The 26,560-nt window shown below is 40.7% G+C and carries 34 protein-coding genes; 5 read left to right on the top strand and 29 right to left on the bottom strand.

Annotation, left to right across the window (positions count from 1 at the left end; translation table 11 throughout):
- Nucleotides 1-4 precede the first annotated feature (4 nt).
- Nucleotides 5-559: a glutathione peroxidase gene (locus tag ACYTPF_RS08080; RefSeq protein WP_461851844.1), complete on the bottom strand. Its 555-nt coding sequence runs from the start codon at nt 557-559 to the stop codon at nt 5-7.
- Between the two features lie 179 nt (nt 560-738).
- On the opposite strand from ACYTPF_RS08080, the gene ACYTPF_RS08075 reads away from it, so the two are divergent.
- Nucleotides 739-3,234 carry a S9 family peptidase gene (locus tag ACYTPF_RS08075; RefSeq protein ID WP_461851843.1) on the top strand — a complete coding sequence of 832 codons (2,496 nt, stop codon included), beginning with the start codon at nt 739-741 and terminating at the stop codon, nt 3,232-3,234.
- Nucleotides 3,235-3,442: 208 nt separating this feature from the next.
- Here the strand turns inward: ACYTPF_RS08075 and rrtA are convergent, their stop codons facing one another.
- Complete coding sequence (rrtA, locus tag ACYTPF_RS08070; protein WP_014949713.1) at nt 3,443-4,027, bottom strand: rhombosortase; 585 nt, start codon at nt 4,025-4,027, stop codon at nt 3,443-3,445.
- 112 nt (nt 4,028-4,139) lie between these two features.
- Between rrtA and ACYTPF_RS08065 the strand changes: the two genes are divergently transcribed.
- Nucleotides 4,140-4,904 (top strand): enoyl-CoA hydratase, encoded by a 765-nt coding sequence (locus ACYTPF_RS08065; protein ID WP_461851842.1) that lies wholly within the window; start codon nt 4,140-4,142, stop codon nt 4,902-4,904.
- A 14-nt stretch (nt 4,905-4,918) separates the two neighbouring features.
- Nucleotides 4,919-6,676 (top strand): gamma-glutamyltransferase, encoded by a 1,758-nt coding sequence (gene ggt, locus ACYTPF_RS08060; protein ID WP_461851841.1) that lies wholly within the window; start codon nt 4,919-4,921, stop codon nt 6,674-6,676.
- Nucleotides 6,677-6,813: 137 nt separating this feature from the next.
- Here the strand turns inward: ggt and ACYTPF_RS08055 are convergent, their stop codons facing one another.
- The 25 genes from ACYTPF_RS08055 to ACYTPF_RS07935 form a co-directional block, all read right to left on the bottom strand.
- Entirely contained in the window at nt 6,814-6,999 is a 186-nt protein-coding gene (locus ACYTPF_RS08055) for a DUF4177 domain-containing protein (RefSeq protein ID WP_136782720.1), read from the bottom strand.
- 37 nt (nt 7,000-7,036) lie between these two features.
- Complete coding sequence (locus tag ACYTPF_RS08050) at nt 7,037-7,828, bottom strand: PhzF family phenazine biosynthesis protein (protein ID WP_461851840.1); 792 nt, start codon at nt 7,826-7,828, stop codon at nt 7,037-7,039.
- The gene (locus ACYTPF_RS08045; RefSeq protein ID WP_461851839.1) at nt 7,812-8,195 is read right to left on the bottom strand and encodes a DUF3703 domain-containing protein; all 384 of its coding nucleotides are present in this window, start codon (nt 8,193-8,195) and stop codon (nt 7,812-7,814) included. Before ACYTPF_RS08045 ends, ACYTPF_RS08050 begins: the two co-directional genes overlap by 17 nt.
- Nucleotides 8,196-8,209: 14 nt before the next feature.
- The gene (locus ACYTPF_RS08040) at nt 8,210-8,578 is read right to left on the bottom strand and encodes an MmcQ/YjbR family DNA-binding protein (protein ID WP_461851838.1); all 369 of its coding nucleotides are present in this window, start codon (nt 8,576-8,578) and stop codon (nt 8,210-8,212) included.
- A gap of 94 nt (nt 8,579-8,672) precedes the next feature.
- On the bottom strand, nt 8,673-8,942 hold the full coding sequence (locus ACYTPF_RS08035) for a hypothetical protein (RefSeq protein ID WP_461851837.1): 270 nt from the start codon (nt 8,940-8,942) through the stop codon (nt 8,673-8,675).
- 202 nt (nt 8,943-9,144) lie between these two features.
- Nucleotides 9,145-9,459 carry a hypothetical protein gene (locus tag ACYTPF_RS08030; protein ID WP_461851836.1) on the bottom strand — a complete coding sequence of 105 codons (315 nt, stop codon included), beginning with the start codon at nt 9,457-9,459 and terminating at the stop codon, nt 9,145-9,147.
- A 1,273-nt stretch (nt 9,460-10,732) separates the two neighbouring features.
- Complete coding sequence (locus ACYTPF_RS08025) at nt 10,733-11,272, bottom strand: TlpA family protein disulfide reductase (RefSeq protein ID WP_461851835.1); 540 nt, start codon at nt 11,270-11,272, stop codon at nt 10,733-10,735.
- Nucleotides 11,273-11,483: 211 nt separating this feature from the next.
- On the bottom strand, nt 11,484-11,720 hold the full coding sequence (locus ACYTPF_RS08020; RefSeq protein WP_461851834.1) for a hypothetical protein: 237 nt from the start codon (nt 11,718-11,720) through the stop codon (nt 11,484-11,486).
- Between the two features lie 173 nt (nt 11,721-11,893).
- Nucleotides 11,894-12,109, bottom strand: coding sequence for a hypothetical protein (locus ACYTPF_RS08015; RefSeq protein WP_461851833.1), 216 nt, complete (start codon nt 12,107-12,109; stop codon nt 11,894-11,896).
- Between the two features lie 105 nt (nt 12,110-12,214).
- Nucleotides 12,215-12,793, bottom strand: coding sequence for a DUF6624 domain-containing protein (locus ACYTPF_RS08010; RefSeq protein ID WP_461851832.1), 579 nt, complete (start codon nt 12,791-12,793; stop codon nt 12,215-12,217).
- A gap of 138 nt (nt 12,794-12,931) precedes the next feature.
- Nucleotides 12,932-13,186: a PspC domain-containing protein gene (locus tag ACYTPF_RS08005; protein WP_461851831.1), complete on the bottom strand. Its 255-nt coding sequence runs from the start codon at nt 13,184-13,186 to the stop codon at nt 12,932-12,934.
- A gap of 285 nt (nt 13,187-13,471) precedes the next feature.
- Nucleotides 13,472-14,005, bottom strand: coding sequence for a DinB family protein (locus tag ACYTPF_RS08000; RefSeq protein WP_461851830.1), 534 nt, complete (start codon nt 14,003-14,005; stop codon nt 13,472-13,474).
- A gap of 120 nt (nt 14,006-14,125) precedes the next feature.
- Nucleotides 14,126-14,473 carry a hypothetical protein gene (locus ACYTPF_RS07995; RefSeq protein WP_461851829.1) on the bottom strand — a complete coding sequence of 116 codons (348 nt, stop codon included), beginning with the start codon at nt 14,471-14,473 and terminating at the stop codon, nt 14,126-14,128.
- Between the two features lie 106 nt (nt 14,474-14,579).
- Nucleotides 14,580-14,912 carry a hypothetical protein gene (locus ACYTPF_RS07990; RefSeq protein ID WP_461851828.1) on the bottom strand — a complete coding sequence of 111 codons (333 nt, stop codon included), beginning with the start codon at nt 14,910-14,912 and terminating at the stop codon, nt 14,580-14,582.
- 748 nt (nt 14,913-15,660) lie between these two features.
- Nucleotides 15,661-16,026 carry a hypothetical protein gene (locus tag ACYTPF_RS07985; RefSeq protein ID WP_461851827.1) on the bottom strand — a complete coding sequence of 122 codons (366 nt, stop codon included), beginning with the start codon at nt 16,024-16,026 and terminating at the stop codon, nt 15,661-15,663.
- Between the two features lie 58 nt (nt 16,027-16,084).
- Nucleotides 16,085-16,588, bottom strand: coding sequence for an arsinothricin resistance N-acetyltransferase ArsN1 family B (locus ACYTPF_RS07980; RefSeq protein ID WP_461851826.1), 504 nt, complete (start codon nt 16,586-16,588; stop codon nt 16,085-16,087).
- An 81-nt stretch (nt 16,589-16,669) separates the two neighbouring features.
- Nucleotides 16,670-17,059 (bottom strand): hypothetical protein, encoded by a 390-nt coding sequence (locus ACYTPF_RS07975; RefSeq protein WP_461851825.1) that lies wholly within the window; start codon nt 17,057-17,059, stop codon nt 16,670-16,672.
- A 646-nt stretch (nt 17,060-17,705) separates the two neighbouring features.
- Nucleotides 17,706-17,990 carry a hypothetical protein gene (locus ACYTPF_RS07970; protein ID WP_461851824.1) on the bottom strand — a complete coding sequence of 95 codons (285 nt, stop codon included), beginning with the start codon at nt 17,988-17,990 and terminating at the stop codon, nt 17,706-17,708.
- 8 nt (nt 17,991-17,998) lie between these two features.
- A complete protein-coding gene (locus ACYTPF_RS07965) occupies nt 17,999-18,448 on the bottom strand; it encodes a hypothetical protein (protein WP_461851823.1) in 450 nt (149 codons plus the stop codon).
- 413 nt (nt 18,449-18,861) lie between these two features.
- Nucleotides 18,862-19,350 carry a hypothetical protein gene (locus ACYTPF_RS07960; protein ID WP_179983597.1) on the bottom strand — a complete coding sequence of 163 codons (489 nt, stop codon included), beginning with the start codon at nt 19,348-19,350 and terminating at the stop codon, nt 18,862-18,864.
- Nucleotides 19,351-19,478: 128 nt separating this feature from the next.
- Complete coding sequence (locus ACYTPF_RS07955; RefSeq protein ID WP_423077266.1) at nt 19,479-19,757, bottom strand: hypothetical protein; 279 nt, start codon at nt 19,755-19,757, stop codon at nt 19,479-19,481.
- Nucleotides 19,758-19,875: 118 nt separating this feature from the next.
- Nucleotides 19,876-20,427: a hypothetical protein gene (locus ACYTPF_RS07950; protein WP_461851822.1), complete on the bottom strand. Its 552-nt coding sequence runs from the start codon at nt 20,425-20,427 to the stop codon at nt 19,876-19,878.
- A gap of 350 nt (nt 20,428-20,777) precedes the next feature.
- Nucleotides 20,778-21,374: a hypothetical protein gene (locus ACYTPF_RS07945; protein ID WP_461851821.1), complete on the bottom strand. Its 597-nt coding sequence runs from the start codon at nt 21,372-21,374 to the stop codon at nt 20,778-20,780.
- A 139-nt stretch (nt 21,375-21,513) separates the two neighbouring features.
- Nucleotides 21,514-21,792 (bottom strand): hypothetical protein, encoded by a 279-nt coding sequence (locus ACYTPF_RS07940; RefSeq protein ID WP_461851820.1) that lies wholly within the window; start codon nt 21,790-21,792, stop codon nt 21,514-21,516.
- A gap of 135 nt (nt 21,793-21,927) precedes the next feature.
- Entirely contained in the window at nt 21,928-22,293 is a 366-nt protein-coding gene (locus tag ACYTPF_RS07935; protein WP_461851819.1) for a DUF7674 family protein, read from the bottom strand.
- Between the two features lie 128 nt (nt 22,294-22,421).
- Between ACYTPF_RS07935 and ACYTPF_RS07930 the strand changes: the two genes are divergently transcribed.
- A complete protein-coding gene (locus tag ACYTPF_RS07930) occupies nt 22,422-23,576 on the top strand; it encodes an IS110 family RNA-guided transposase (protein WP_461851818.1) in 1,155 nt (384 codons plus the stop codon).
- Between the two features lie 409 nt (nt 23,577-23,985).
- On the opposite strand, the gene ACYTPF_RS07925 is transcribed toward ACYTPF_RS07930, so the two are convergent.
- Nucleotides 23,986-24,447 carry a hypothetical protein gene (locus ACYTPF_RS07925; protein WP_461851817.1) on the bottom strand — a complete coding sequence of 154 codons (462 nt, stop codon included), beginning with the start codon at nt 24,445-24,447 and terminating at the stop codon, nt 23,986-23,988.
- Nucleotides 24,448-24,640: 193 nt separating this feature from the next.
- Here ACYTPF_RS07925 and ACYTPF_RS07920 point away from each other — a divergent pair, with 193 nt between their 5' ends.
- Nucleotides 24,641-25,690, top strand: a complete 1,050-nt coding sequence (locus ACYTPF_RS07920) for an IS110 family RNA-guided transposase (RefSeq protein ID WP_461851816.1) — start codon at nt 24,641-24,643, stop codon at nt 25,688-25,690.
- A 448-nt stretch (nt 25,691-26,138) separates the two neighbouring features.
- On the opposite strand, the gene ACYTPF_RS07915 is transcribed toward ACYTPF_RS07920, so the two are convergent.
- Nucleotides 26,139-26,560: hypothetical protein (locus ACYTPF_RS07915; protein WP_461851815.1), on the bottom strand; the 422-nt coding region annotated here is incomplete at its 5' end.

Genomic DNA, 26,560 nt, shown 5'->3' with positions numbered 1-26,560 from the left:
AAACCTATTCACCCTTGATAAGTGCTTCAACGTCGGCAATGAAGTCAGGGTCTGTAGGTTTAGTCGAGCTAGGGTAGTGAGTGATTTGTTTACCTGTGCTGTCAATAAGGTACTTATTAAAGTTCCAAGACGGTGCTTTGCCAGTGGCAGTTTTTAGCATTCGATACATTGGGTCTGCGTCGTCACCTTTCACCGATATAGGTTCAAACATAGGAAATTTAACGCCGTAGGTTAGTTCGCATAATTCTGCCGTTTTGCCCTCATCGCTGTCTTCTTGATTGAAATCGTGTGAAGGGAAACCAAGTACGACAAAGTCCTTATCTTTATAGTCACTGTATAGCGCTTCTAACCCTTCAAATTGTGGCGTAAAACCACAATAGCTGGCAGTGTTAACGACAAGTAGTGTCTTTCCCCCATATTCACTACACAAATTCACCGTTTCTTGTGAATTGAGCTTACGCTTCATAAATTTAAGTACGCTAGGGCACTCGTTCGCAAAGCTAGCAGACGTGAAAAAGCTGAGTACAAGCAGTGCTGGTATAAAACCTCTGGCTTTCATAGTGTTTTACCTTATCAGTTAATTTTTGTTATTTTGTCAAAGTACAACGGACCTTATTGCAAAACCATAAACGAGGATGGTTTACGTTTGGTTCACTATCTCAATCGATGAACGTTAGCGCTTTAGCAACGGCTCTGCGTATAATGTTAACGATTTTTACATAACAATGACTTAAAATAATGAAAAAATACTCTTCTTTACTCATTGCGGCTAGTGTTACCTTTGCGCTAGGCGGATGTGCAAGCACTACTAACGAAACATCAAGTCAAACAACGTCTACATCGCTTCCTGCTGCCACAGTTCAGCAAACCGTCACACCAGATGTCGCGCCTCAGAACAGCACGCAAAAAGGTGAAATTACTTTAAAACAAATAATGTCAGACCCTCAATGGATGGGCGCGCTACCTGAAGGTATGGGGTGGTCGGTGAATGGCGATAAAATTGTTTTTGAAAAAGAAAGACAGAATAGTGCACTGACAGATGTCTATATTTCAGAACTTTCTAACCCTGCAAATGCCGTAAAAGCACCGCTATCAGATTTACACAAGTACCGTTTTGACGAACGCGTAGTAAGAAAAGATGGTGTGATTGCTTATTCATTTGAAGACAGTGTTTATGTGCAGTTTACCAATGGTGAAACCGTGCGTATCGCGCGTGGCGGTAATGCGCTATCTACGCTTTCATTTATGACCGATGGTCGTTTGATGGCGTTAAGCGGTAACAAATTCATAGCTATAGACCTATCTAACGGCACCCGCGAAGAATTGTTGAGCTGGGAGTTCAGCGACGAGCCTAAAGCGGTTGAGCCGCCTAAAGATTATATTGCCGAGCAGCAACAGTCGCTGGTGGAATACATCAAACTACAGCGCAAAAACAGGCAAGAAAAAGACGACGCTCAAAAAGCGTTGGCCAAAGAAAACAGCAGTGTAGCACCTACGCCGTTTTACTTTGATAAGTCGCATCGATTAGCGGGTATTAGCGTATCACCTGCGGGTAACTTTGCAGTAGTCGCCACCACTGCAAGCAAGCCGACCCGTGATGACAGCGACATCATGCCGCATTACATTCAAGAAGACAGTCGAATTGCTGCAAAGCCGGTACGCCAACGTGTGGCAGATGCAGAGTCGGTAAATCATGAACTGTGGCTGCTCAATTTAAAAACTGGCGAGAAAAGTGAACTTAAATACTTTAATTTGCCTGGCTACAACGACGATGTTCTTGCTGACGTAAAAGCTGAAAACGCGAAGGCAAAAGGCGAGACCTATGAAGTAAATCGTCTGCCTCGCGATATTACCTTGCTACAAAGCTGGTACTGGACCAAACCTTCAATTCGTTGGCACAAAAACGGTAACGCCGTCGCCGTTATGTTAGAGGCGTGGGACAACAAAGACCGCTGGATTGCTACGGTCGACCTAGCAAATAAAACGCTAGAAAACCAACATAGGCTTCATGACGATGCGTGGGTAAACTACCGTTTCAACGCGTTTGATTGGCTAAATGACAGCGAGACGCTTTACTATCAGTCTGAGCATACCGGTTACTCGCATTTATACATTCAAAAACCAGGCGAGAAACCTGTCGCGCTAACCAGCGGCCGTTTTATTGTTGACGATTTAACGCTTTCTAGCGATGACAACTATATCTACTTTAAAGCTAACATGGAGCATCCGGGGCTTTACGAAGTTTATCGTGCTGATTTAAGTGACAACACCATCGATACCATGACTGATTTGAATGGTATGACAGACTACTCACTTAGCCCTGATGGTAAAAATTTGCTGCTAAGCCATAGTAAAGTTAATCAGCCACAAGAGCTTTACATTAAGCCAGCAGATGAAACAACAGCAGCAAAGCAAATTACACAAAGCACCAGTGCTACTTTCAACGCACTTCCTTGGGCGGTGCCTAACATCGTTGCTATTGAATCGTCGCATACCGATGCACCTATCTACGCACGAGTGTATCTACCGGAAAATTACGATAAGTCGGCACCAAATAAAGCGGTAGTGTTTAATCACGGTGCAGGCTATTTGCAAAACGCCCACATGGGGTGGTCTGGTTACTTTAGAGAATACATGTTCCACAGCATGCTAGTGCAGCAAGGCTATGTCGTACTAGATATGGATTATCGCGCTAGTGCTGGCTACGGACGTGATTGGCGAACCGCTATTTATCGTCAAATGGGTACGCCAGAAGTGCAAGATTTACGTGATGGTGTGAACTGGCTTGTTGAGAATGCAAATGTAGATCGTGAGCGTATTGGCACATACGGCGGTTCATACGGCGGCTTCTTAACCTTTATGTCTATGTTTACCGCGCCAGATCTGTTTGCGGCAGGTGCAGCACTTCGTCCGGTAACCGATTGGGCCCATTACAACACGCCATATACGGCTAATATTCTGAATACGCCTGATATCGACCCCATTGCGTTTGAGCGTAGCTCGCCAATTTATTTCGCAGATGGGCTAGAAAAGCCATTGCTTATCAATGCGCCTATGGTTGATGACAATGTGTTTTTCCACGACACCGTGCGATTGGTGCAGCGCCTTATCGAGCTCGAAAAGGAAGATTTTGAAACGGCAATTTATCCGGTAGAGCCACATGGCTTCGTACAACCAAGCTCTTGGCTTGATGAATACCGTCGTATATACAAGCTATTCGAAGAAAACTTATAGGCAAAACTGCGAGTGCAACCCAGTGATTAAGAGCCACTGAGTTGCTCACAGCGCGATAGCTATTTAAGACGGATAAAAGCTTACAAAAAAGGCCCAAATTCAACGAATTCGGGCCTTTTTTAATATTATAGTTTTTTTGCTTAAACGCACTTTATTTAATTCGCAACTCAAAATGCGCAAAAAGAGTGACGCTATATCGCTCTAGTTTCTATTTTCTTTTCGCCGTAATAAACATAAGTAAAAAGATTGCGATACCGGTAAGCGCACCGAATAAATGCGCATCTACGGCAACTTTTGCGTCAATCAGGTTTGCAACTTGTTCACTACTACCGTCAATTTGTTCGTATCCTACTTTTATGGCTAAGCCGATAAGTAACAACCAACCCGACTTCATCTTTTCTTTAATATCCACACAAGCACCCCAAGCGAAAATTCCGTGCAGTGCGCCTGACAAACCGGCGTACCAAATCAGATCTGGAGAGAAGAAATAAAGCCCGACACTGGTTCCTAAGCAGCACCATACGAAAACTTTTAAGTACAACCCAATGCGATAATGTTCACCATGTAAGGCCCACAACAGCGCCAGACCTGCTAAATTTAAAAGTAGGTGGTAGCCATTGGTGTGTACTATATTGCCGCTGACTATACGCCAAGTCTCTAGGCCTTGAATGGCATATCTGTCGTAAGCCAAATAATTGCCTGACATAGGCTCAAAGAAAAACGCGACAACGGAGCATAGCGCTATAAATAAAGGACCAGCGCTATACTTAAGCGAAAACGGCAGTGACATCATCAGTGTTAGTTATTTTTGAATTCAGAATTTGCTGGCTATGATACAGAAATTGCCTACTGGGTGAAAACTGAAGTACACCCGAAATAAAAAAGACGATAGAAAAGGAGTGATCATGTCCTACATCATTACCGAAAATAATCAGAAATGCTTAACCATTACGCTCAACCGCACCGACAAGAAAAATGCGTTAACGCGCGATATGTACCAAGAAATGGCGAATGCCATATTAGGTGTTAAGAATGATGGTTTAACGAAAGTGGTGGTGATAAAAGGTGCTGGTGATTGTTTTACAGCGGGGAATGATATTGGCGACTTTGCGCAGCAACAAGATCACGCCCAAGTGCCTGAGACCGCTGCCTTTATGCGCGCACTTGCCGCCTGCCACTTACCGGTTATTGCACAAGTTCACGGCTTGGCGGTAGGGATAGGCACAACGCTTTTACTGCACTGCGATTTTGTATACGCCACACCAGATACCCGATTTGTTCTACCGTTCATCAACTTAGGGCTTGTTCCCGAGTATGCATCAAGTTATCTTTTGCCTAAGGTTGCGGGTCATATCAAAGCGGCAGAATGGTTAATGCTAGGTGAACCCTTTACGTCTGCCGATGCTTATCAATTTGGTATCTTAACTAAAATAATCGACGCGAAAGAAATAGAGCAAACTGTTCAATCAACGGTAGACAAACTCGTTGCCAAGCCTTCATTCTCGCTTAGACAAACTAAAGCGTTATTAAAAGGCGATGGGGAGCGAACGAACCAACAAATGAATGAAGAGTTCGATATATTTTTAGAAGCGTTGGGCACAACCGCAGCCCAAGAAGCGTTTGATGCGTTTCTAAAAAAACGGCCAATTAACCCCGAAAAATTTAAATAAGAGGAAGTATTATTTTGAGACGCAGTGCTTTGTTCAGAGCTTCAGTAGTTACACTTGCATTATCTAGTTGCTTCATTTTTGGAGCGAACGCTAAACAAGCTCGCGAAGTTGGTGAGCCTGAAGCGGCAACAGGCTACATAGAGAAAAAGGCCTTTGAAGCCAAAAACTATATGGTTGTGGCGGCAAACCCCTATGCGTCATGGGCGGGGAAGAATATTCTAGAAAAAGGCGGCAGCGCGATAGATGCTGCAGTGGCTGTTCAATCAATGCTTTCTCTGGTTGAACCGCAATCATCGGGCATCGGTGGTGGTGCCTTTATCCTTTACTGGGATAATAAGAACAAAGTACTTCACACCTTCGACGGACGTGAAACCGCGCCTAAAGCCGTCAATTCTCATTGGTTCATTGAAGGTAACAAGCCAATGCGCTGGTTAGATGCCGTAGTTGGCGGTAAGTCAGTAGGCGTGCCCGGTGCAGTAAAAGCGTTAGAAATGGCGCAGGGCGAGTTCGGTAAGCTGCCTTGGAATACGCTGTTTGACGATACAATCAAAACAGCTGAAGACGGCTTCAAAGTATCGCCGCGTTTAGCCAAACTTGTTGCATTGGACTATCACCCTGGTCTTAAAACGTTTCCTGCAAGTTCTACTTATTTCTTCCCTGCAGGCCTGCCGTTAAAAGAAGGCACGGTTAAGAAAAACAAAAAGTTAGCTAAAACCCTAAGAGGTATTGCGGAAAAGGGCAGCGACTATTTATTGAAAGGCGAAGTTGCCGAAAAAATAGTGGAAGCGGTTAATAATGCAGAGATTAACCCTGGCCAAATGTCGTTGGAAGATTTAGCAAGCTATGAACCAGTAAAACGTGAACCCGTATGTGGCTTGTACCACGAAAAGCGTATTTGCGGTATGGCACCGCCTAGCTCTGGTGGTGTGAACGTTTATCAAATTCTTAAAGTGTTAGAGGGTTTTAACCTTAGCCAGTATGCGCCAGATTCAGTAGAGTTTGCGAATTTGTACACGCAGGCAAGTGCGCTTTCGTATGCCGATCGCGAGAAGTTTATAGCGGATAGCGATTTTACTAACCTGCCGTTTGCGGCCATGATTAATACGGCTTACCTTGAGCGCCGGGCTGAGAATATTGCTGTTGATAAAGAGTGGCGTCGCAAGCGAGCGGGTAATCCGTACGCTGATGCGAATGTTGCACTTGGTACGTCAATGGAACTGCCTAACACCTCTCACGTCTCTATCGTAGACAAAGAAGGTAATGCAGTATCAATGACAACCAGCATTGAATTTATGTTTGGTTCTGGGATTATGGTAGAGGGCTTCCTGCTTAATAACCAACTTACCGACTTTTCATTTTCGCCAACTAAAAACCGTTTTCCTGTACCAAATCGCGTAGAGCCTGGTAAACGCCCTAGAAGCGCGATGAGCCCTACAATGGTGTTCGACAAAGAAGGGAACCTAGAAGTTGTTGTCGGCTCGCCGGGCGGCTCTAGAATTGTAAGCTATGTCGCTCAAACCCTAATTGGTGTTTTAGACTTCGGCTTGGATATTCAACAGGCTATCAACTTACCTAAAATAACTAATAGAAACGACTATACGGCGTTAGAGAAGGGCACGCCGATAGCCGAGCTCGAAGAGCCATTAAAAGCGCTTGGCCACAAGGTTAAAGTCGTCGATTTAAACAGCGGTCTTCACGGAATACAGTTTAAGTCAGGTAAACTAATTGGCGGTGCAGATCCTCGCAGAGAAGGCATTGCAGTAGGGCGCTAATTTGGCGTTTGCCTAGTTAAAACTAGATGCAGCAATGCGCTGTTGAGTGAGTGAAAGCGGAAGGTTAAATATCTTCCGCTTTTTTGTTCTCGATAGGGAGCGAGCATAGAATGTTTGGCTCTTTCTAGTTTTTACTTTTAACTATTCGATTTTTCAAGAAGGAGTAATACCGAACGAACATGTGCAGAAAAAGACGACACTGGTGTTACTTGAATAACACGCCAGCCCTGATTGTTGTATTTGGTAACTTCTTCGTTAAGGGTGTCTAAATTAAGTTGGCTAGACCAAAAGTTACGAGTTTTAAATTCAACGACTTTTTGCATTTATATAGTTCCTTCTACAGCTTTATTCTTTAAATTGTTAAATAGTAATATAACCTTCAAGGTAAGACACCGCTTGGCCTGAAATAAGCACGCGGTCGCCTGCTACTTCACATTTTACTGTACCACCTCGTTTAGATGCTTGATAAGCCATAAGCTTTGACCGTCCAAACACTTTTGCCCAATAAGGCGCCAGCCCAGTGTGAATTGAACCGGTTACCGGGTCTTCATCACCGCCGTTCGCAGGCCAAAAATAACGGGATACGAAGTCAAATTGAGTACCCGGTGCTGTCACTACCACATCATAGGGCGCAAGTGTTTTCAGTTGTTCACTGTCTTGAATTACGCTTAAAACGTCGTCTTCGTCGGAATAAACAGCAAAAAACGCTTGCTCATTTTTCAAAATGCTTTTGGGTTTTATTGAAAGCCCTTGTAGTAACGCTTCAGGCACTTCATCAACAGGGTGAGGCATTCTATTTGGGAAGTCCATTTGAATGAAACCGTCTTCTTTCTTAACGACTTTCATCATACCCACCGATTTGGCGAAAAGCGAAATGTGCGGTAGTTGATAATTTTCGCTAAAAATAACAAATGCAGAAGCCAGCGTTGCATGACCGCAAAAGTCGATTTCTGTTATCGGGGAAAACCAACGTATACCAAATACACCGTTATCGTCTTCTACTAAAAATGCGGTTTCTGAAAGGTTATTTTCAGCAGCGATTTCTTGCATTTTTTCATCGCTAAGCCATTTACCCGTTATAACTACAGCTGCAGGGTTGCCCTTAAACCTTACATTGGTAAATGCATCGACAACGTTAATTTTTATTTTCATTAGAATGCGCTTTTTCTAGAATCGTTTTTAAGTTTGGTTTAATTGGCATTGCCTTAAATGGGCTAACGTTAGCGCCACCTGTATTTCCATGAGGTACAAGCCCAAAAACAGTTTTTGTGGCAGCGCCAACAATTCTTAAAAGCTGACCAAAAAACTCACCAATATTGCCTTGTTTCACTGCCCATAAAAGCATTTGAACGTGTACCGCTACGTGCAGTCTTGTAGAGGCTTGACCAAGAACGTGGGCATTTTCTAAGTGTGTAAAAGCACATTGTTGGTTGTTTTGGTTTTGCATTTTATGAGCGTGCGCTAGTTCTGCTTCCACATATGGGCGAATATTGCGCGTAAAGCTTTTTGCTTTAAACATGGTGTAAGCACCTTTTACTGAGATTGATTTAAACCAAGGGCTTTTTGCATCTTTTTGGTTAATCCTAATGATACTAGTTTATATGATGCGCTTAGATAATATTTTAACGCTTCATCTTCATCGCTCTCACAATTGTATTGCTGTATCCACTTCATCCCTCGACTAGCAAGATAGGGCGCTGGCCTATAGCCAGGCTTTTCTTCCAGAAAATAATAGTTTTGCTCTGACGTTTTAAAGGTAAAAGTAGGGTGCCCGTCCTTGCCAATGTTCCCTATAGCAAAAACTTTCCCACCTATCTTCCATACATCTGAATTTCCCCATTGAACAACATGGGTAGTATGGGGTAGCGCTTTGCAAAAGAGATTGAATTCATCAAGGGTCATATCATTCTATTTATTGAAGAAGCTGACTAGTGGTTATAGTTCTTCTAAACTTGCTTAAACAAATTTTTTTAAATCACGTACATATTAAATGGCATCAGGTTACACCTAATAGCTTTGCTGCCAGTAGTGCCAACGATATTACAGCAATAAATATTTGTAAAAAAACTAATTTAGGTTTTGGCTTCTTTTCCGGCACCAAAAATTGTTTGATGTTCACCTGAGTAATCAAAAACAGCATTGAGATAAGAAGCATAGATATAGCAGCAAATGGCTTGTCTGATTGAAAATAGCCAGCAGCTAAATAGATTGGAGCTATTGCGAAGAAAGTTAGGATAATCCTAGCCGGTATTTCATTTTTTATCATAATACTTCCTTGTGTTGGTATGAACACTGTGCTTCACCGTAATGCTATAACCAAACAGGCGTTGAGCTTTGTTTCAGCTGCTAAGCCTTAATAGCGTCGATGATGAGTAAATAAATTCTGTCATCATTTATATCTACAGTTTTAACAGCAGTTCCTAACGATGTGTTATACGACAATATCAAACTATAAGTAACCAGCGCTTTTATATTTCCCGGTCATTCGGGCTTTTAAGTGAAGCCTCCCAAGAAACGAGTGCAGCAAATAGAGCAGATACGGTCAATATAACTATAGCGAAAACAAGAGTAATCACTCCCGTTTTGTATGTGCCTGCATGATAGGTTTCTCCTTGACCTCCAACCGGTACAATTGGAAATATATAATTATAAATTTCGGAAGAAAAAGCTAAAAGGGCTATACCTATAAAGAAATAACCGGCATAAGCTAACAAACGCGCAACAAATAGAATTATGCCTAGGTTCCTGGGCTTTAAATTAGAGTAAGGTATCAGTTTCATCATAAGTCTTTTACATTAACTTGTTGTGCGCTATCGCTTTCAGTAAACGACTGAGGCAGTGCGGCATATCATCAAATTCAGTGAAGCCGTTATTCATGCGTCTGCTTTTGTTAATAGGCTGCTACGCGTGCATTGCTGCCATCAAAAGAAGATAAAATGTAGCAATATCACTGCTCCCATCAAGAACATATTCAATAATCTAAACCTTTTAAACTGTCTTATTTTTTCATCGGCCACAGTCGAAAAAAAACCTGTTTTGAGTGATTCACTCAAATTTGCATTTGTCACTGACCACTGAGACCCACCTAAAGAGTTATGGGATAATTTCCCCCATTCTTCTGGGTAGGTGAAAGATAAATATTTACACATATCTCTAAATTTTTTTATTTGAAGAAAAATAAGTATAGATATTAGAACTAAGGGGATGAAACTTTCCATGTGATTGTAACCTCCTGTGCGCACGACGCTTAAATAAAGGGCGCATATATTAATTCTGTCTTTAAACAAAGCGATGCATTAGAGCCGCCGCTTTCGTGTCCCTGTGATACTGCGAGAAACTTACTTTAATTTTTATAACGCAGTTTTTCGAGAGATACTACAACTTATAGATTGGTTTATTTTGTATTGAAAGTAAATGACATGAAAAAAGCTGCTAAGAAATGGGTCTAGCCACAAATGAGTGCCTTTTGACGCTTTATTTACCCTATTAATTCTATTTCTAACTTTGATAATCCATACAATATGGAAAACTGCGGATATTAGATGAAGAACCTTAGCCGTTACTAGTAACGCTGCTGGTGCAGGGAACAGAAAATAGTAAGCAAGCCCTAGTAACGAAAGTATGTGAATCGAAATTGCACTGGATGTAAATGCCTTTGAAATGTGACTTTTCAATGTTGAATTCAGTATTTCGGTTAACTGCCACAGGCGATAAACAACGTAAGTTCCAAATGAAAAAACGCACAAAGCTAGAACCGCTACTATCGATTTTTCTTTAAACAAACTATTTATTTGTGGCATTTCTTCATCCTTGAATTAGTTGTTAAAGTATCAGTGTGGTCTGCTGATAGTTTTTCAAGGCTGAGAAAGTTACATAGTTAGTTCTTTGTGTTGCACTTCGAAGTTGAATTCGCGTTACATTTACTTGGCACGTTATGTCTCGTTGTTAAATTTCCCAGTATAGCCAATAACTTTCAAATTCTGGGCGCCCGTTCGTGGGCATAAAGGCGAAGACGACCAAAGGGGACTTATTCGAGTGGACGAACTTGCCTATTTATTAAATACCACTGGCTTTACTTATAGAAGCGTTTTGATTGATGAGCGCTGTCCATTGGGCAAAGGATTTTACTCTTGAACCGCCTTCAATAAGTATTCCTTGTGCATCTATCCGAATAATATGAGGCAGAGAGCTGGTAAAATTAGCAAATAAGCGCTCTTGAAATGCTAACTCTGCGTCAGCAGATTTCCATACCTCACCAGTGTAGCCCGTTCTTGCTAACATTCTTTCTAGGCTAGCCCAATCCCCGTCTAAAGAAATTGCAACAACGTGCACAGTTGGTGGGGTAGTTTCGATTGCTTTGTTTAAGTTCTCTAGCGCTTCATAACACGGAGAGCACCAAGATGCGAAAAAGTAAGCGACTACAGCTTCGCCTTTTAGGTTTTGGAAGGTAATTGGTTGTTTATCTAAAGTATAAAAAGTGTGTTCTTGAACAGGCTTTCCAATAAACGCTTTAGATGCAGCAATTTTCTCTTCGTATGTCTGACTCCAAGAGCTGTTTGAGAAAATAAGCAATAATAGTAATAAACCCTTCTTCATAATGACCTCCTAACTGTCAACGTATATAACTTTCTAATAGCGAGCGCCTTTCGCGTGCTATATTCCAAGCAATTGCGGCCTCTAACAACACAAACGCGAATAGATAAATCAAATATTTCCCTTTGATTGTGCGACTCGTAAAAATTGTTGGCATATAACAACCTAGCTCAAGAAAACAGAAGGTTGATTAGGTTGTTATTCAAAGAGCCAATTAATTCATAGAAAGAAGGCTACGAGGTTTAAGCTCTAAATTACTTTCCAAGCTTTCTATTTTTAAGAGAAGATCTTGATTAGCTTTGCTTGTTTGCTCAATTTGACTCTGAAGCTTGTCTACTTTGCCATGTAGAGTACTATTTGCTTGATTTTGCTGATACAGGATAAAGGACTGCAAGCTTATTACAGATGTAAAAGCAACGGCTGATAAAACTATTTTTGTACGGCGTTTCATAGAACTTCCTTATTTGAATAGAGCTTTTAGGTTACCAATGATTTTCTTATTTTTCACATTTATTCGTATAACTTTATACTGATGAAGCACAATAGCGAATCCGCCACGAGTGTATGCGCCCTAGCAAACAATGCTATTGTAAATTAGCATGTTATTTGCAGGCGAACTACAAACTAAAACAGTAAGTTTTTTAATAACTCTGCCGCTTTGTATGCAAAGACAAAAATGAAAATTAACTCTAATATTTTAGGAGCCTTTGAATGTTTGTTTTTAACCCATACAAACGCAGGTGATGTTTTAGCTTGTTTTAAATAACCACCAAAGAAAGCTATTCCGTAAGCGCAAACAACCATAATAATTAGGTAATTTAATAGTGTGGCAGTATTCATAGTACCTCCATGTGTATATGACGCCTGAGTTAAGGCGCTATTAATGCCTGGCTAAACTGTGTAGCAACGTGGAACTGAGCCAAGCTCTAGCAGTCCCGTAGCTATTCACTTCACTGGCAATCCATAAGCCTCTGCAACTACTTTCTTGTATTTCTCCAATGATGGCAGTCCAACTTCTGCTCTTCTGTGATTTACATTCTCTTGGTCTAAAATTGGTTCGAAAACTAATTCGCCACCTACAATACTTAGTTGGGTGCCATATAGTTGTGGTTTATTCTGATAAATTAAAACCCTGTCTGTTAGTAAGGCAAACTCTTGTCCCGTGACGCCTTCGCCATTCAAGAAGGATTGTTTTAAAAGTGGAAGCATGCTTTGCTTGAATTGGTAGTCTGGCGAATGTTGAACAATTAAAAACGCGGCTGAAACGCCTTCACTACCAACTAAATCTTGAGTAACCCATGAATGTTGTTCAACGATTTCTTTTAGCCTATTGGTGTTTTCTATATCAATACGCTTAATTTTTTCGAGCAAATCAGCTGGCGCTTTTTTCCATCCGGCTGTACTTATCTCATTTCTGACTTCTTGATCTGCTTTAGCCATAGATACTAGTTCTTTTTGTAGCTCTGTATTTGAAGCAGCTAAGCAGTTAAATGACAAGAATATAATTAATAGAGATATACGCATTTTTTGAAATCCTTTTAGTATTGTTCTTACCCACTAAAAATAAACATCCCTGTTAAGTGCATGTCACTTCGTATTCATATGGGCTGACAAGGCCGCCATATTTTTTCCCAGCTAGCTCGCTGACGACATAATTCTTTGCTAACTGTTTTTTCTTAAACGACCACTTTGTCTTCGTAGCTGTCGAGCCATCGCCTGAGTTGTTGGGTACTTAGGTAAAATTAGCCACAAAACAATATATAAAAAAACTGGTAAAACAAAGAAAAAGGAAGATATAAGAAACGCTATCCGAAGCCCCGCTTTACGGAGTCCATAATATTGAGAAAGACCTGAGCATACACCTGCGATAATGCCGTGTTCTCCGCGGGTGAGAACTGAGAATTCCCTATGTGGCATAAAACCTCCTGTTTCATGAAGAAAAAATCTTAGTAACTAGCTTACAGATTACAAGACAAAAATGACAGCTAGCAAACTAAAATACTAAGCGCAGACTCGAAGTAGACGCTTGTTTGTTTTAATAGAGTACTCATAAATAAGTCTCTACTAAGGCAACATCAGAACATCAGTGGAGCTGATTTCTGTTTATGAGTACCTAACTTTTAAATGATAAGAGCGAATGTTTGTGGAATATCGGCAAAACCGCTGCATGTATGTGTCCCTTCGCGAGCCTTATTATACTCCTTACGCATTGGGTATTTTCGCCAACAAATCTGTGACACCTAAATCTATACCAGACTGAAAAAGCAATGTAGAAATTTGACCTCGATGATGAGTTTGATGGTTAAAAAAGTGTTGTATGAGGTGCGAAAAAGGCTTTTTGAAAGGGACGCCATTTGAATTTTGATAGGATAAATCACTGTCCAAAAGCTCATCGCTGAGCTGATTAACAAACTCCAGAATTACGTCATCTAATCGGTTTCTTTCATTTTTTAGCTTTGCAAAGTCGCTAAACAGTATTGAATCGAGATTTTCTGGTAATGGCGTCATTGCAAGGCTATGCAATGAACTAAAATTTGAGGGATGAGACGCAAATCGTTTTAGCCAAATGACATCGGCGACTAATATATGATTAAGGGTTCCGATAATGGAACCAAAGAAAGCGCCTTTGTTTTCTGAAAGTGAATCTCTACTTAAATGTGACGCAGCCGAGTAAATGGACTCATTTATCCATTTATTGTACTCAGCCATTAATGTTAAATTGCTTTTCAAAGACATAATCTGAACTTGGGCATAACTTTAAAATAAGGGGCGTAGGCACGTAAGGTATAATGGCGAAACCGCGCATGAATTTGTGCCCCAAACCGCCTGCGGGCGACATAACTTTGTTGTTAGGTACTATGGAGCAAAAACAACAAAAGCAGCCCTAAGTAAAATAATAAAAACACCATATCCTAGAAGCGAAATAGAACGCCTACGGCGTTTAGGCAGTAGCTCTTTTACAACAACTGTATCGTCCTTTTTTAAAGACGCTCCCCAGATAAAAAACCAATATACACTGAGCGCATAAGAACTAGAACCGATTTGAACGGTAGCGTTATGCCTAGGCCAGAAACAAAAATACTTAGAGTAAGCAATAGTGCCACCGATCTTCACTTCAAACTTTGTTGTAAAGCGGTCATAAGATACGCAAACTATATTATCTTCTACGATGTGTCGATGTTTTTGAAATCTTTCGAAGCTCATATCCGTGTAGCACCTAATGCTGAGCTTTAGCGCGCAGAAGTGGGCCAAAACCGCGAAGTACCCAGGTAGTGTCTCAGTGACTGCAGGGAATGACAATAGCGCATCGTTAACGGCTTGCCCATATAACAATAAATGTCCCCACCGACCATAGACCAATGAACGTATAAAAAAACGCCAGGGCGGTGTTAAACCCGAGAACAGTATTCCAAATTAAGCCATTAAAATTATGACGCTCTCTAGCTTTTTTTCTTAAAAGAATAATCGAGGTTGGGATTAACAAAATTGCAGAGATTAATGCTAAAAAAAAGACAGAAAGAAGACCAATCCCAAGCGCCACTGAGCCTTGCGCATCAGGTGAGTCTAGTCGCTGCGCAAAAGACATGTAATAGGTAAAAGCTAAAATTGATATGATTAATCCGAAAATTTGAGTTACTTTCATACGACTCTATTTTCCTGGCTGCTAACGGCTCGAACAAAGGGAAAAATACGCGGCTACAATACGAAACGAAGTGTAGGGAGCCCAGGTAATTTTGTCCTTGGCAAGCGCAGCAAGCGTTAATGTGCTTGTGATGTGCGTGTAGAAAGCAGTTTTTTGTTTTGTATCATCTTATATGAAAAGTAGATAGTAATAAAAGGGCAAATAAACAGCGCTTTGTATGAAAAAGTGACTGGGTATGTATTTGGTAAACATAGTCCGATAGCGATAGCAAAAAGAAACGAAGTAATGCCTAAACAGCTGAAGATCAAAAGTGAATAGAGTGCAATTTTAAGCAGAGTGGAGGGCATTGGAAAAATTGCTTTTTCAATGAGCTTATACCCCGTAATGAAGAATACAATTGTTACCAAGTTTGCAAAAAATAGTTCCATTTAAACATTCTCTAGCACTTGCGCTTGAGCAGCTTGTTATAATGACTTTTCAATAGGCTTTGAAATTTCCTGTCCGCCAAATATAAAAGCTAACATAAACGTTAACTCATCTAATAGCCATAAATTAGCTAATCCCGTTAGAAGCAATACAATTATTAAGGCAATACCAGGTATAAAAAATGTGAGAAAACTATTTTTCCTTTGGCTTGGGAACAGTGTTAAGTACAAAAAAGCTAAAACTACCATTGAGAAACGTAACTTTTAAATAAAGGGCGATAGCACGTAGGGCATATTTTTTGTTATGTAATATTTCCAAAACATTAACTTTCGTCATGGCCCAAATCCAAGTGCGCAACTATGTAACCGTATTGCTTATCGGTGATTTTCTCTTGCTCATGTAGCGATTTTGCTAATTTGAAGCTCCATTGCTTACCTTTAGGTGGCTTCGGAATGGATAAGTCTAATTCGAGTAGTTCTCTTCGAATTACAGTATTACCTTTTTCAGCTGCCTGTTTTGCACAATAACTTAAAATGTACTCGACGGCATATTTGTCTACGCTAGGTTCCCAAGTATATTCCACTTCACAAGCGAATTTGGTCTCTCCTTCTGGAGTCATATACTCTAAGCGACCAGTCGTGCAACCCGCTAGTAACAAAAGAGAAAAAGCTATACTTGAAAACTTCACCTTATTTTTGATTTCCTTTGGTCACATAACCTTTACGAAGTGAGTGGCTTGTTTTTTGTTAGGTACGCAGTTTCAACTGCCAATAGCCGACGTCCAACCACTTATCAAACTTAAAACCGACATTGCTAAAGTGAGCAACTTTTTTCATACCCAGTTTCTCGTGCAATGCGACACTTGCAAGATTTGGTAGCGTAATGCCTCCGATTACGGAGTTTACTTCAAGTAAATTCAAATTCTTAAGTAATTCGGTGTATAGAAGAGTTCCATAACCTTTACCGTGATGCTTTTCAGAAACGTAAACTGAAGACTCTACAGAAAATCTGTATGCAGCTCTCTCTTTCCATTTGGTCGCGTACGCATAACCGACGATAGAACCACTGATTTCCATAACGAGCCACGGAAGATTGGAACTACGTGATTTTTCTACTCTATTTTGAATGTCGGTGCTTGAAACGGTCGTTTCTTCAAACGTAACAGAGGTATTTGAAACATAATGGTTATATATTTTTTCAATACTCTCATAATCTTCAGGTTGAACTTGCCTAATCAATTCATGCTCCATATGTCAATTAACCTCACAGTACCTAATGCCAGCATATAAAAAATGTCCCAAAGAGCGCCAGTGAACGCCAATATGCTCTTGTTAGGAGACCTCACCTGAAACATCCTTTTTTCGATAACCAACTTTTATTGCAATGAGCATCATCGAAACAGAAATAATAAAATCAAAATATAGTGTCGGAGAAGTATATATTTGCTTCATTGCCACGGATAAAAAAACATTCTGAATCATCGCACTGAATATATAAACGATAAATCCATGGCTATATGGTTTCGAATTCAAACCTCTAGCAAAAGACCAGTAGATTAAAAATGAGCTAATGCCAACCACTGGATAAGAAAATATCAAATAGGCAGTATCAAAAGAATTAATCTCTAGTCGTGCCAATAAGAGGTAGATCCCTGCGGCACAAAACGAGGGAATCAAAACACTCAGCGGTATAAACCAAAAAATCCTTTTAACCTGATACATACCTTGGTCTCCTAACTTTTAAATAGGGGGCGCAGGCATGTAGGGCATAATGGCGAAGCCGCCCTGCGTATATGCGTCCCAGCTAACGCCGTGAGTGCCAACAGTTGTTTGTTAAACACGTACCTAAAGCGATCTCGAAATTTGTTTGCATATAGATACGTCATTAGCGCTAGCGCTACTATATTTTTCGCCATTCTTTCTGAAAATTAGCCTACAGGTTTGGCTTCTTCCATCTGGATCGAAAGTTGATTTTGGATTATCCAATACTATCCGTTTATTTGCAGGGTAAACAAAGTGTAATTCGATAGCCCCACTCCCTTTGTTATGAAAAGCGTAAAAAACGTCAAGATATTGTTTGTAACCATAGTATGTACACAATATTGGTACCACAGGAGAAAACAATATGATTTTATATAAGCTCAAGGCTGTATCGTATTTAACCTTATAAATTAGGCCAACAACAACACTTAAAAATGCCGCTACAATGGAGACATTTCTGATGACCTCAAAATGGAAGAGAGGTATAGCAGGATCTGTTAATGTGATATCCATGACAAGTGTCTAACGCTTAACATTTAGGGATTTTAGGAGCGCTTTTCAGCGAGTAAAATTCCCACATAATATTTTTCTCAAGTGCGTTTTAAAATTATATTTCGGTCTTTTTAAATCTATAAGCAAAACGATCGTGCAAACCTTCATAATCACCCCACGGTTTAGTGTGATCATCTTGCTTGTTTCTGAGCACAGATGTTTGGCCATCAAATACAAAACCCGCTTGCTCCAGTTCTGATTTGACGAAATGCTCTCCAATCCGGTGAAGATCGCCTATATTAGTCAAACCCGAATCCGGCTTAGCTGCGTTGTCTAATATAATTAAGCTTCCACCTGGCTTTAATGCATCCATTAAACTAGTCAATAATTCATCACTCATCTCATTATTTAGATAGATGTCATGCAGAACAAAAAAATGATGATTGCATCCAATTTATTGGATTGAATTTCGTTTTCAGCAAGCACTTGCGCATGTTCATTTAAAGAGTGCTTACGAAGTGAAATAACATTTGACAGTCTATTGTTTTCAAGACGTTCTTTGTTATAAAGAAAGTGCGCATATACTTTGCCAGATTCGCCAACTAGCCACGATAGCAATTCTGTTGTGTAACCACCACCTGCACCAAGCTCGAGAACTTTGTCGCCCTTTTTCATCTGAGTAAAAGGAAGAATATCTAACGGTTTCCGCTTTTGATCGTAAGCGAAGTCTGCTTTTAGCCTTTCAGGGTTATTGATCGCTGCATCATATATGTCATTGGCACTAGCTTTTGAGAGCAATGAAATGCTCAGTATCAGAAGCGATACAATATGAAAACGCTTAGTGTGTCTAAATTCCATTTATTACTCCATATTTTGATTTGGCAAACAAAGCACTTAACTTTTATATAAGGGCGATAACGCGTAGGGCATAATAGCAAAGCCGCCCCAGGGAGGTTGCGACCGACTACAGCGGCTTGTTATATGCTCTTGATTGCTTACCCAGTAACTTTGTTTTGTTTAAGTTCGTGAGACTTTTCAGCGAACCCCTTGTTAACACCTTCAACAAATGGCCCCGCGGATAGAGATAGAAAAAGACAAAATGAGCCAAGTAACATCATATTCCGGTTATTTTTCCTGTACCCGAAACTGATAAAACAAACAAAAAAGATAAAAAGAATAACTTCAAAATAAAACATCATAATTCCTTTTTTTGCAAATGAAGTGATGGGCATATAACGTCCCGTCTTAAGTGGCTTGTTAGCCATACTTTGTTACCAAACCTTCCACCAAGGTTTTTGTATACCTGGGTGAGTTATTTTTAATAGTTGAGGTTCACTTTTATTCCCAGATCGAGATACAGCAATAATCTGAACCAAAATATTTATGGGTTCTTGTTCCTCATAACTCCCGTCTAACCAAAGAAAACTAAATAGCTTTTCATTTTCCATAAACTTCGATGGTACGACAGGGGATTCGTAAAAAAGCTGATCTTCAAATTCACCTTCAACAATTTTAAAAATATAACCTTGTTCATGAGAGGGTAAAGTCTCTAGTTTTAAATTGATAAAGCCCGCATCAGAACATGAACCATGATTTCCATCATCTGTTCCTCTGTGGATTGAATCAACTTTAAAAGTTGGTGTAGTAACTTCATCTGAAGAATTTTCGGATATTACGAAATCATCAAACGCTGGAGCAAAGGAACATGCTGCAGCCTTAAAAGCTAGGATATTTAATACCAATAATAGAAAACGACTCATAACTTCCTTGTTTAGCTAACTTTTAAATAAGGGGTGATAATACTTAGGGCATAATAGCGAAGCAACCCTGCGAGTGAGCGTCCCAGCCCGCGCAGCGGGCGAACTTAATTTTTTTGTTAGGTGCCATGCTAGGGAATACCTATATCCCACAATTGCTGTTCACTTAAAAGCAAAAGGTCTTGTGTTTCGGAGTATCGAAGGCCTAAACAGGTACTCGTAGAGATTAGCAACCCTTTTTCCTTTAGTTCAAAAACAACAACGCTATCTTTGCCATGAAAATCCTTCCAGCAATTCAACCGATAAATAGTGCTGCCAAGAGCACATTCTTTGTCGGTGAAAAGCAAGTCGTCATCTTCAGTAGCGATATATTGTTCGCGAAGCTTTTCTAAAAAAGAAACTGGATTCATAACTGTCCACTTGGCACTTAACTTTTAAATATGGGGCACAAACAGGCAGGCTATAATGGCGAAGCCGCCCCGCATATATGCGTCCCAGCCCGCGCAGCGGGCGAACTTAATTTTTTTGTTAGATGGCATTAGCCGCAAGAGTTCGAAGCTCACTTTCGTAGCCTTGCAAGTCGAAGTTCGTAGAACACTTATTCATAAAACCATGAAAGTAAGGCACCTGTCTAATTTTGGTTCTTTGTTTGGTGTGCAACTCTGAGATCAATTGTGATACTGAAAAGTGCTTCTCTGTTTTTGGGAAAACAAGAGTGACTGGAAATAATGGAACAACTTTTCGATTGTTTCTTATTTGAGACCCGTAAAAGCATATAGCTTTGTTTATATGCGAAGGCCCGAAACTTCCTGAGAGGTTCCAAATGGCAGCAGCACCAACGCTAAAACCCACGAGGTTTACAGAAGAATCTAATTTGGTTAACGAGTTTATCAAATGCTTGCTGTAATTTTCTAAGCCAATATTAGAGGAGAAATACTCATATGCATCACTTTCAGTGTGAAACATCTTATTTTGACCGTCATACGGGTCAACAATGATATGGTTCTTACAGATGGCATTTGCCAATTCTTCAAGAGCGGGAGTTTTACCAAAGATATCCGTAACAACTACAGTAGTCACTTTAATTTCCGTGCCATCTAACGCTAAGCTAACGGGCAGTGACGTAGCGGCATAATCGCGGAGCGCCGCTGCGTTACTGTCCCAGTAAACGGAGTGAACGTGTTTAGCGCCTTGTTATAAGTCACTTTTTAGGTCTTTCTCGTAACTATTTCTAAAACTTGTAAGTTCATCGAATATCTTTTTGAAATCATCTTTTTTATAGACGCTAAATAGAGCCTGAACCAGATTTAAATAAACCAACGAAAGCATGATAATTGTGCCTCCACTTTCTCTACTGTTTTGATGATTACGGCGAACAACGCTAACCTGCTTGTTATGGAATTTTTCATACTGCTTGACGATGAAAGGATCTAGGTGAGCCCATCTATTAATCTGTCCATAAAATGTTCCTGACTCGGGGAAAAATTCCTTAAACTTAGTAATACATTTGTTGGTTTTAATTTAAGTAGATCTTCTTCGTTTAGTCCCTTGGCTGAGTAAGCCCAAGCAAGCTGTTCCAATATTACTTTTGCGACTGCGTCAGTTTCGAAAATATATTCTTTTCGTACAAGACCATAAGCAGCTTTGAAGCTTGCTTCGAGCCTGCAAAGAGCAGCTTTAGCGCAGATACTGCTGAGTGAGTTTTCTACTTTAGTTTTTTCTAAATCGTAAGATACCTTGTTTATTATTCTAAACATTCCTCTTAAACTGAGGATCAATGGATCTCTTTCGTATGCTCCTTTTTTCCATTCTTGCCACGCATAGTCATAGCGTTTCATTACATTGTCGATTGACTTGTTACCGAAAGCGTAAGTTGCCATTGCGGCCCAAATGAATTTCCTGAATTCAAGATCTGAATTACTAGGGACTGCAGCTGACCTGTTTATAGTCGATAAAATATCGTAATCATCTAAGTCGCTTGATATTGATGTGGTTCTTATTGATTCATCCTCTGAAAAATCACTCATCTAAAACATCCTATGTGACTTATAACTTTACAATAAGGGGCGCAGGCATGTGGGCTAAAATCCGAACGAAGTGAGCAGCCCACATGTTTGCGTCCCAGCCCGCGCAGTGGGCGAGCTTGATTTTTTTGTTATACACAATTTAATTCGAAGAACTGCTTTCTTGCTGCAAAAAGAGCAGGATTTTTTCTAGAGAGTAGAAAAGTAACTGCAAAACTACATTTAAGCCAAAAATGATAGCGCCCCAAATAAAGCCTGTATCACTTGAATAGTATTCAAGGTCAAGCTCTGAGTGGTTACGAATATTTGAATCTATTAGCGCCCAGTTGGCAAACATTGCGATAATTAAAAAAACAAACAGCCAAAAAGATGAAAGAAGTTTGTATCGCTTTACAATTTTTTTAATATTTTCTTCTGACACGTAGGGTTCCCTCCTTGTGTATAACTTTCCAATAACGGGCGCAGACAAGTGGGGCATACTGGCGAAGCCGCCCCGCGTGTATGCGTCCCAGCGAACGTAGTGAGTGCGTTTATTGGCTTGTTGGTGCGTGCATATTTAAACAACTACTCTAGGGGCTTTGCCATGAAAGTCCAAGTATAGTTTTTTGAGATTATCTGGCACCAGAGGCCAACCATATTCAATACCTTCTCGAGTACCTTCCCAGAATAAGTGTTCTGTGTAATATACATCTATGTATTCGAACTCTGCTTTAGATGCAGTTTCAAGTTTTTCGCTCATGTACTGCAACTGTTCTAATGCTTCTTCTAAATTACCTTGGTTAAACAAAATAGTTGTCAAATTTGCGAACTCTTCCATTAGGAATGGATGTTCACATTTTTCATGTTTTTCCATGAGTGGCACAACGTTTGGAAACTTAGTGCAGATTTCATTTAAGAATTGTCTTATTTCTGATTTGGCCATGGATTTCTAAGAAGCACCTAGACACAATGACTCCCTGTAAAAGTGCTAGCCCCCGCATTTTCGTGGGTTAACTTTTCAGCCAGAGCCATAATTAGTTTGTTCAATACTAAATCAATTTGGAGGCTAGCATGAACAAACATAGCATGATTTTTATCGGGTTGGATACGCATAAAGAGTTTCATGAGGTTGCTTATTGTGAAGAACAACGTGGGGCTGTGCCTGTTCATTATGGCCGTATTTCCTCGTCTAAGGTCAGTGTGAAAAAGCTGCTTCTTCAGTTTGAATCTAAATATCCCGGCGCAACACTTCACGTTGTTTATGAAGCTGGACCGTGTGGTTATTGGATATATCGCCTTATTACCAGTCTAGGACACTGTTGTTATGTCGTGGCTCCGTCTCTTATTCCCAAAAAGCCGGGAGAGCGAATTAAAACTGACCGTCGAGATGCGCTTAAGCTCCTTAGGTCACTAAAGTCTGAAGACCTTACACCCATCTATGTGCCCGAGCCGGAAGATGAAGCTTTGCGGGATTTATCTCGAGCTCGAGAAGCAGCAATGAAGGATTTAAAAGAAGCCAAGTACCAGCTTAAAGCTCTACTTTTGCGAAATAACATACGCTATGAAGGTACTGCAAACTGGTCGAAGAAACACCTTCGCTGGCTCACGGAATTGATATTGCCTCACCCGGCTCAGCAAATTGTCTTACAAGAACAATTGCAAACCATAGAAGAGCGTATCCGGCGACTGGAAAGGCTCGACAATGAGTTAACCCACCATGTACACCAATGGCGTTATTATCCGGTGGTGAAAGCCGTTCAGGCGATGCGAGGCGTTCGATTGCTCGTTGCCGTTGGCGTGGTAGCAGAGCTTGGCGATTTAAACCGCTTCGACCATCCAAGAAAGCTCATGGCTTATCTGGGCTTAGTTCCCAGTGAACAATCATCAGGAGGAAAGCGACACTTAGGAGCCATTACAAAAGCAGGAAATGGCCGAGCAAGGCGTTTACTGATTGAGGGGGCGCACAGCTATCGGTATCCAGCGAATGTCTCTACTGAATTACAGTTAAGGCAGGAAGGCTTACCCAAAGACATCGTCGATATCGCTTGGAAAGCACAGCTTCGCTTGTGCAAACGCTATCAGCGTATGAGTAAAAAGGGTAAACACTACAATTTAATCATTACCGCGATAGCCAGAGAAATGGCGGCATACATCTGGGCTATTGCAAAGGAAGTGGTACTCACGCCGGTAAACCCAAAACTAAGACTAAGCCGAGTACCTGCATGAAAAACGAGTTTGAGCTAACACATTTGGATCAGGCCGCGGGATGTGGCACAACCTACGAGGGCGTTATGATGGCAACAACCTAACGGTTGTTGAACCACGAGCCTAGACTGATGAGAAGGTGCTACGGCGGAACATGTAAGGTCAGCTCTGCTTATTTATTGAATAAGTAACCTACGAATACCAGCATAATAACCGACGAAATTACTGCCTCATTCGGTGCGTTAGCTCAATTTATTATGGACGAGAAACAAAGCTAATTATGGGCTGAAAGAGTGCCAGGGAAGTGCTCGTTCAGGGTTGACAAAGGGAGTCATACCAACGCCCCATTAAGGGGAAATTTATCAGTTGGCTAAAATAACGAACGAAGTGAGAAAAAGCCAACTGTAAATTTTCCCGCTTGAATAGCTTGTTATGAGCCTACACGCTGTTTTTCATTTGCATAATCAAAGGTTTTATTAACAAAATAGCTCATCAGCAGAAATACTACGCTAGATATAGTCAAACCAGCCAGAACCCTTAAGCTTTCTCGTTCTGTAAAGTTTGTCAGCAAAATGAAAACGCAAGCCATCGAAGCGCCTGCAATTATTCGGTAAATACAAAGTAGGCTGGAACCTACGCCGTTTGCGACAGGCAAAACACTTCTTAAAGTTACTTTTATACCTTCATGCCACCTCGGTGCCCAAATCCATATAAGTGAAGCTAAAAAATGAAAAGCAGCCAGAGTAAAAAAGTACATGACGGTTCTGTCAGACGTATCTATAGATTTATAAAACGCTTCTACCCCTGTAATTCCATTATCAGAAAATGACCAAATACATGGGATCCCCCCAAGTAAAAAACAAATAATGGATTCTTGTAGATATTTCATCATGACCTTCCTTTGGCTCATAACTTTTCAATAACGGGCGCAGACATGTGGGGCATAATGGCGAAGCCGCCCCGCGTGTATGCGTCCCAGCGAACGTAGAGAGTGCGTTTATTGGCTTGATAATCATTGAGCCTCCTCCCTATCAGCATAAACTGAGTTTATCCTAATAGGCGACCAAACCAAGGGAGAAAACTCAATGAACTTTTATACTAATACACATCCGTACTATTGTGGAATCGATCTTCATACAAGACTGCTTTATGTCTGCATCATTGATAATGAAAACAACATTCTTGTTCACGAAAAAATAGATGATTCACCCGATAAACTGTTAGCGCTTTTAAAGCCATATCTGGGCAATATTGTTGTTGGAGTGGAATGTATGCACTGTTGGTATTGGGTCTCTGACTTCTGTGAAGAACACAGTATTGATTTCATCCTTGGCCACGCGCTTTATATGAAAGCGATTCATGCAGGTAAAACGAAAAACGATAAAATAGACGCGCTAAAGATAGCGAAGCTAATGCGCGGAGGGAACTTCCCGCTTGCGCATGCTTATTCGAAGGAGCATCGTTCGATTCGAGATGCGCTTCGCCGTCGCACGCACATAATGAGAATGAGTGCCCAGCTGAAAGCGCACGTTGCTAGCACAGTCAGTCAATACAACTTACCCGCTTTAGAAACGCGGTTAGATTTAAGAAACTCACCTGATAGAGAAAAGATGCGCCACTTTTTTCCAGACGAAGCAGTACAGAAAAGCATGGATTTAAACCTAAACATTATCGAAACCATGGTGAGTGAGCTCTACAAGATTGAACATTATGTAAAGACTCAGGCACAAACACACTGCGCTACAGATTTACATATTCTAAAGTCGTTTCCAGGTATCGGGAAAATTCTAGCCCTCACCATTTTATACGAAGTTGGCGATATTAAACGGTTTCCATCAGTTCAGAAGTTTGCCTCGTATTCACGGTTAGTCAAATGCAAAGCTGAGTCGGCCGGTAAAACGCATGGTACGCAGGGCAATAAGATTGGTAATGCTCATTTAAAGTGGGCATTTAGTGAAGCAGCAGTGTTGTACCTTAAAGGTAATGACAACGCGAAACGGTATCTAGCCAAGCTTCAAAAGCGAATGAGCAAGGCGAAGGCTTTATCTGCACTCGCTCACAAAATTGGGCGATGTACTTATTTTATGTTGAAGAACCAGCAGGTATTCGATGAAGAACGCTTTTTAAACGGGTAAGTAGCACAGTGGCATGAGCTTAAACGTCTAACTGGTTTAATGGTGAGTATCTCTTTTATCGCGCAATAGTCTGCAAAAGCAGCTTAGATAAATATACCGAAATGCCAAAACCTGTTGGTTTGATTAGACGTGTCACCGTTGCGCATTTCTACCTTTTTACGAATTTGCTTACACCTTCACTGAACCTGATACTAACTGGTCAATGCAGCCACTTAGGTTTGAATAGGACAGAGGAAGGTTAACCGATGAATGTCTAGTGCCGTTGCCAGTCAAAAGGAATTGAAAAGAGCGACAACAAGAGCCTCTATATGTGTTTGACGTAGGCAATTTGCTTAACATCAGCCATGACAGACGAAGTAAACGAGTTCTAAAAAGGCAACGGTATTGATCTTGAAATAGTGGTCAAAGGGCTATCTTTTTTCATTGACAGCCCGGAGGCTCATATGTGTTAGGGCCGTTTTCGTTTAGTGAAACCATATACTAAAGTTAATGCCCCAACCAATAAAATAACCAAACAGCCTATGATTCCTTTTGGTTCGAATTTTGTATTTTCAATTATTGCTAAAAACAGAATTACAATAGAAAAAAAGGTTAGAATTCCACCTATAGCCATAAATGAAATAGCACTTGGCTTTGCCGATTTTGTAAAAACAGCTCTAATTAATGCCCAAACACTAAGTGAAAACAACAAATAGTAAAATGTGTAATCAAGAGCTTCTAGTTCACCTTTATATGTCTGATGAATTCCCAAAAATGAAACGGCGCCCGTAATAGTAGAGCATATGAATCCGAGAAAAATCGCTAATATCCTTTCTCTTCTTGTAGGAAGTCTGTCAATAGATTGGGGGTGTGCAATTTTCATAGAGGCCC

Source organism: Alteromonas sp. HB246098 (genome assembly GCF_054890645.1).
Note: the sequence above shows the minus strand (reverse complement) of the source record. Positions and strands in the feature narration are given on the sequence as shown.

What these genes read in the sequence shown, in the direction of transcription:
- ACYTPF_RS08080 (WP_461851844.1), bottom strand. Translation starts at nt 559, where the DNA reads ATGAAAGCCAGAGGTTTTATACCAGCACTGCTTGTACTCAGCTTTTTC.
- ACYTPF_RS08000 (WP_461851830.1), bottom strand. Translation starts at nt 14,005, where the DNA reads ATGTCTTTGAAAAGCAATTTAACATTAATGGCTGAGTACAATAAATGG.
- ACYTPF_RS07935 (WP_461851819.1), bottom strand. Translation starts at nt 22,293, where the DNA reads ATGGCCAAATCAGAAATAAGACAATTCTTAAATGAAATCTGCACTAAG.
- ACYTPF_RS08050 (WP_461851840.1), bottom strand. Translation starts at nt 7,828, where the DNA reads ATGAAAATAAAAATTAACGTTGTCGATGCATTTACCAATGTAAGGTTT.
- rrtA (WP_014949713.1), bottom strand. Translation starts at nt 4,027, where the DNA reads ATGATGTCACTGCCGTTTTCGCTTAAGTATAGCGCTGGTCCTTTATTT.
- ACYTPF_RS08010 (WP_461851832.1), bottom strand. Translation starts at nt 12,793, where the DNA reads ATGCGTATATCTCTATTAATTATATTCTTGTCATTTAACTGCTTAGCT.
- ACYTPF_RS07960 (WP_179983597.1), bottom strand. Translation starts at nt 19,350, where the DNA reads ATGAGTCGTTTTCTATTATTGGTATTAAATATCCTAGCTTTTAAGGCT.
- ACYTPF_RS08025 (WP_461851835.1), bottom strand. Translation starts at nt 11,272, where the DNA reads ATGAAGAAGGGTTTATTACTATTATTGCTTATTTTCTCAAACAGCTCT.
- ACYTPF_RS07965 (WP_461851823.1), bottom strand. Translation starts at nt 18,448, where the DNA reads ATGGAATTTAGACACACTAAGCGTTTTCATATTGTATCGCTTCTGATA.
- ACYTPF_RS08040 (WP_461851838.1), bottom strand. Translation starts at nt 8,578, where the DNA reads ATGACCCTTGATGAATTCAATCTCTTTTGCAAAGCGCTACCCCATACT.
- ACYTPF_RS08030 (WP_461851836.1), bottom strand. Translation starts at nt 9,459, where the DNA reads ATGATGAAACTGATACCTTACTCTAATTTAAAGCCCAGGAACCTAGGC.
- ACYTPF_RS07970 (WP_461851824.1), bottom strand. Translation starts at nt 17,990, where the DNA reads ATGAGTGATGAATTATTGACTAGTTTAATGGATGCATTAAAGCCAGGT.
- ACYTPF_RS07955 (WP_423077266.1), bottom strand. Translation starts at nt 19,757, where the DNA reads ATGAATCCAGTTTCTTTTTTAGAAAAGCTTCGCGAACAATATATCGCT.
- ACYTPF_RS07925 (WP_461851817.1), bottom strand. Translation starts at nt 24,447, where the DNA reads ATGATGAAATATCTACAAGAATCCATTATTTGTTTTTTACTTGGGGGG.
- ACYTPF_RS07980 (WP_461851826.1), bottom strand. Translation starts at nt 16,588, where the DNA reads ATGGAGCATGAATTGATTAGGCAAGTTCAACCTGAAGATTATGAGAGT.
- ACYTPF_RS08065 (WP_461851842.1), top strand. Translation starts at nt 4,140, where the DNA reads ATGTCCTACATCATTACCGAAAATAATCAGAAATGCTTAACCATTACG.
- ACYTPF_RS07990 (WP_461851828.1), bottom strand. Translation starts at nt 14,912, where the DNA reads ATGAAAGTAACTCAAATTTTCGGATTAATCATATCAATTTTAGCTTTT.
- ACYTPF_RS07995 (WP_461851829.1), bottom strand. Translation starts at nt 14,473, where the DNA reads ATGAGCTTCGAAAGATTTCAAAAACATCGACACATCGTAGAAGATAAT.
- ACYTPF_RS07975 (WP_461851825.1), bottom strand. Translation starts at nt 17,059, where the DNA reads ATGTATCAGGTTAAAAGGATTTTTTGGTTTATACCGCTGAGTGTTTTG.
- ACYTPF_RS07930 (WP_461851818.1), top strand. Translation starts at nt 22,422, where the DNA reads ATGAACAAACATAGCATGATTTTTATCGGGTTGGATACGCATAAAGAG.
- ACYTPF_RS08005 (WP_461851831.1), bottom strand. Translation starts at nt 13,186, where the DNA reads ATGCCACATAGGGAATTCTCAGTTCTCACCCGCGGAGAACACGGCATT.
- ACYTPF_RS08055 (WP_136782720.1), bottom strand. Translation starts at nt 6,999, where the DNA reads ATGCAAAAAGTCGTTGAATTTAAAACTCGTAACTTTTGGTCTAGCCAA.
- ACYTPF_RS08045 (WP_461851839.1), bottom strand. Translation starts at nt 8,195, where the DNA reads ATGTTTAAAGCAAAAAGCTTTACGCGCAATATTCGCCCATATGTGGAA.
- ACYTPF_RS08075 (WP_461851843.1), top strand. Translation starts at nt 739, where the DNA reads ATGAAAAAATACTCTTCTTTACTCATTGCGGCTAGTGTTACCTTTGCG.
- ACYTPF_RS08020 (WP_461851834.1), bottom strand. Translation starts at nt 11,720, where the DNA reads ATGAAACGCCGTACAAAAATAGTTTTATCAGCCGTTGCTTTTACATCT.
- ACYTPF_RS08015 (WP_461851833.1), bottom strand. Translation starts at nt 12,109, where the DNA reads ATGAATACTGCCACACTATTAAATTACCTAATTATTATGGTTGTTTGC.
- ACYTPF_RS07920 (WP_461851816.1), top strand. Translation starts at nt 24,641, where the DNA reads ATGAACTTTTATACTAATACACATCCGTACTATTGTGGAATCGATCTT.
- ACYTPF_RS08035 (WP_461851837.1), bottom strand. Translation starts at nt 8,942, where the DNA reads ATGATAAAAAATGAAATACCGGCTAGGATTATCCTAACTTTCTTCGCA.
- ACYTPF_RS07945 (WP_461851821.1), bottom strand. Translation starts at nt 21,374, where the DNA reads ATGAGTGATTTTTCAGAGGATGAATCAATAAGAACCACATCAATATCA.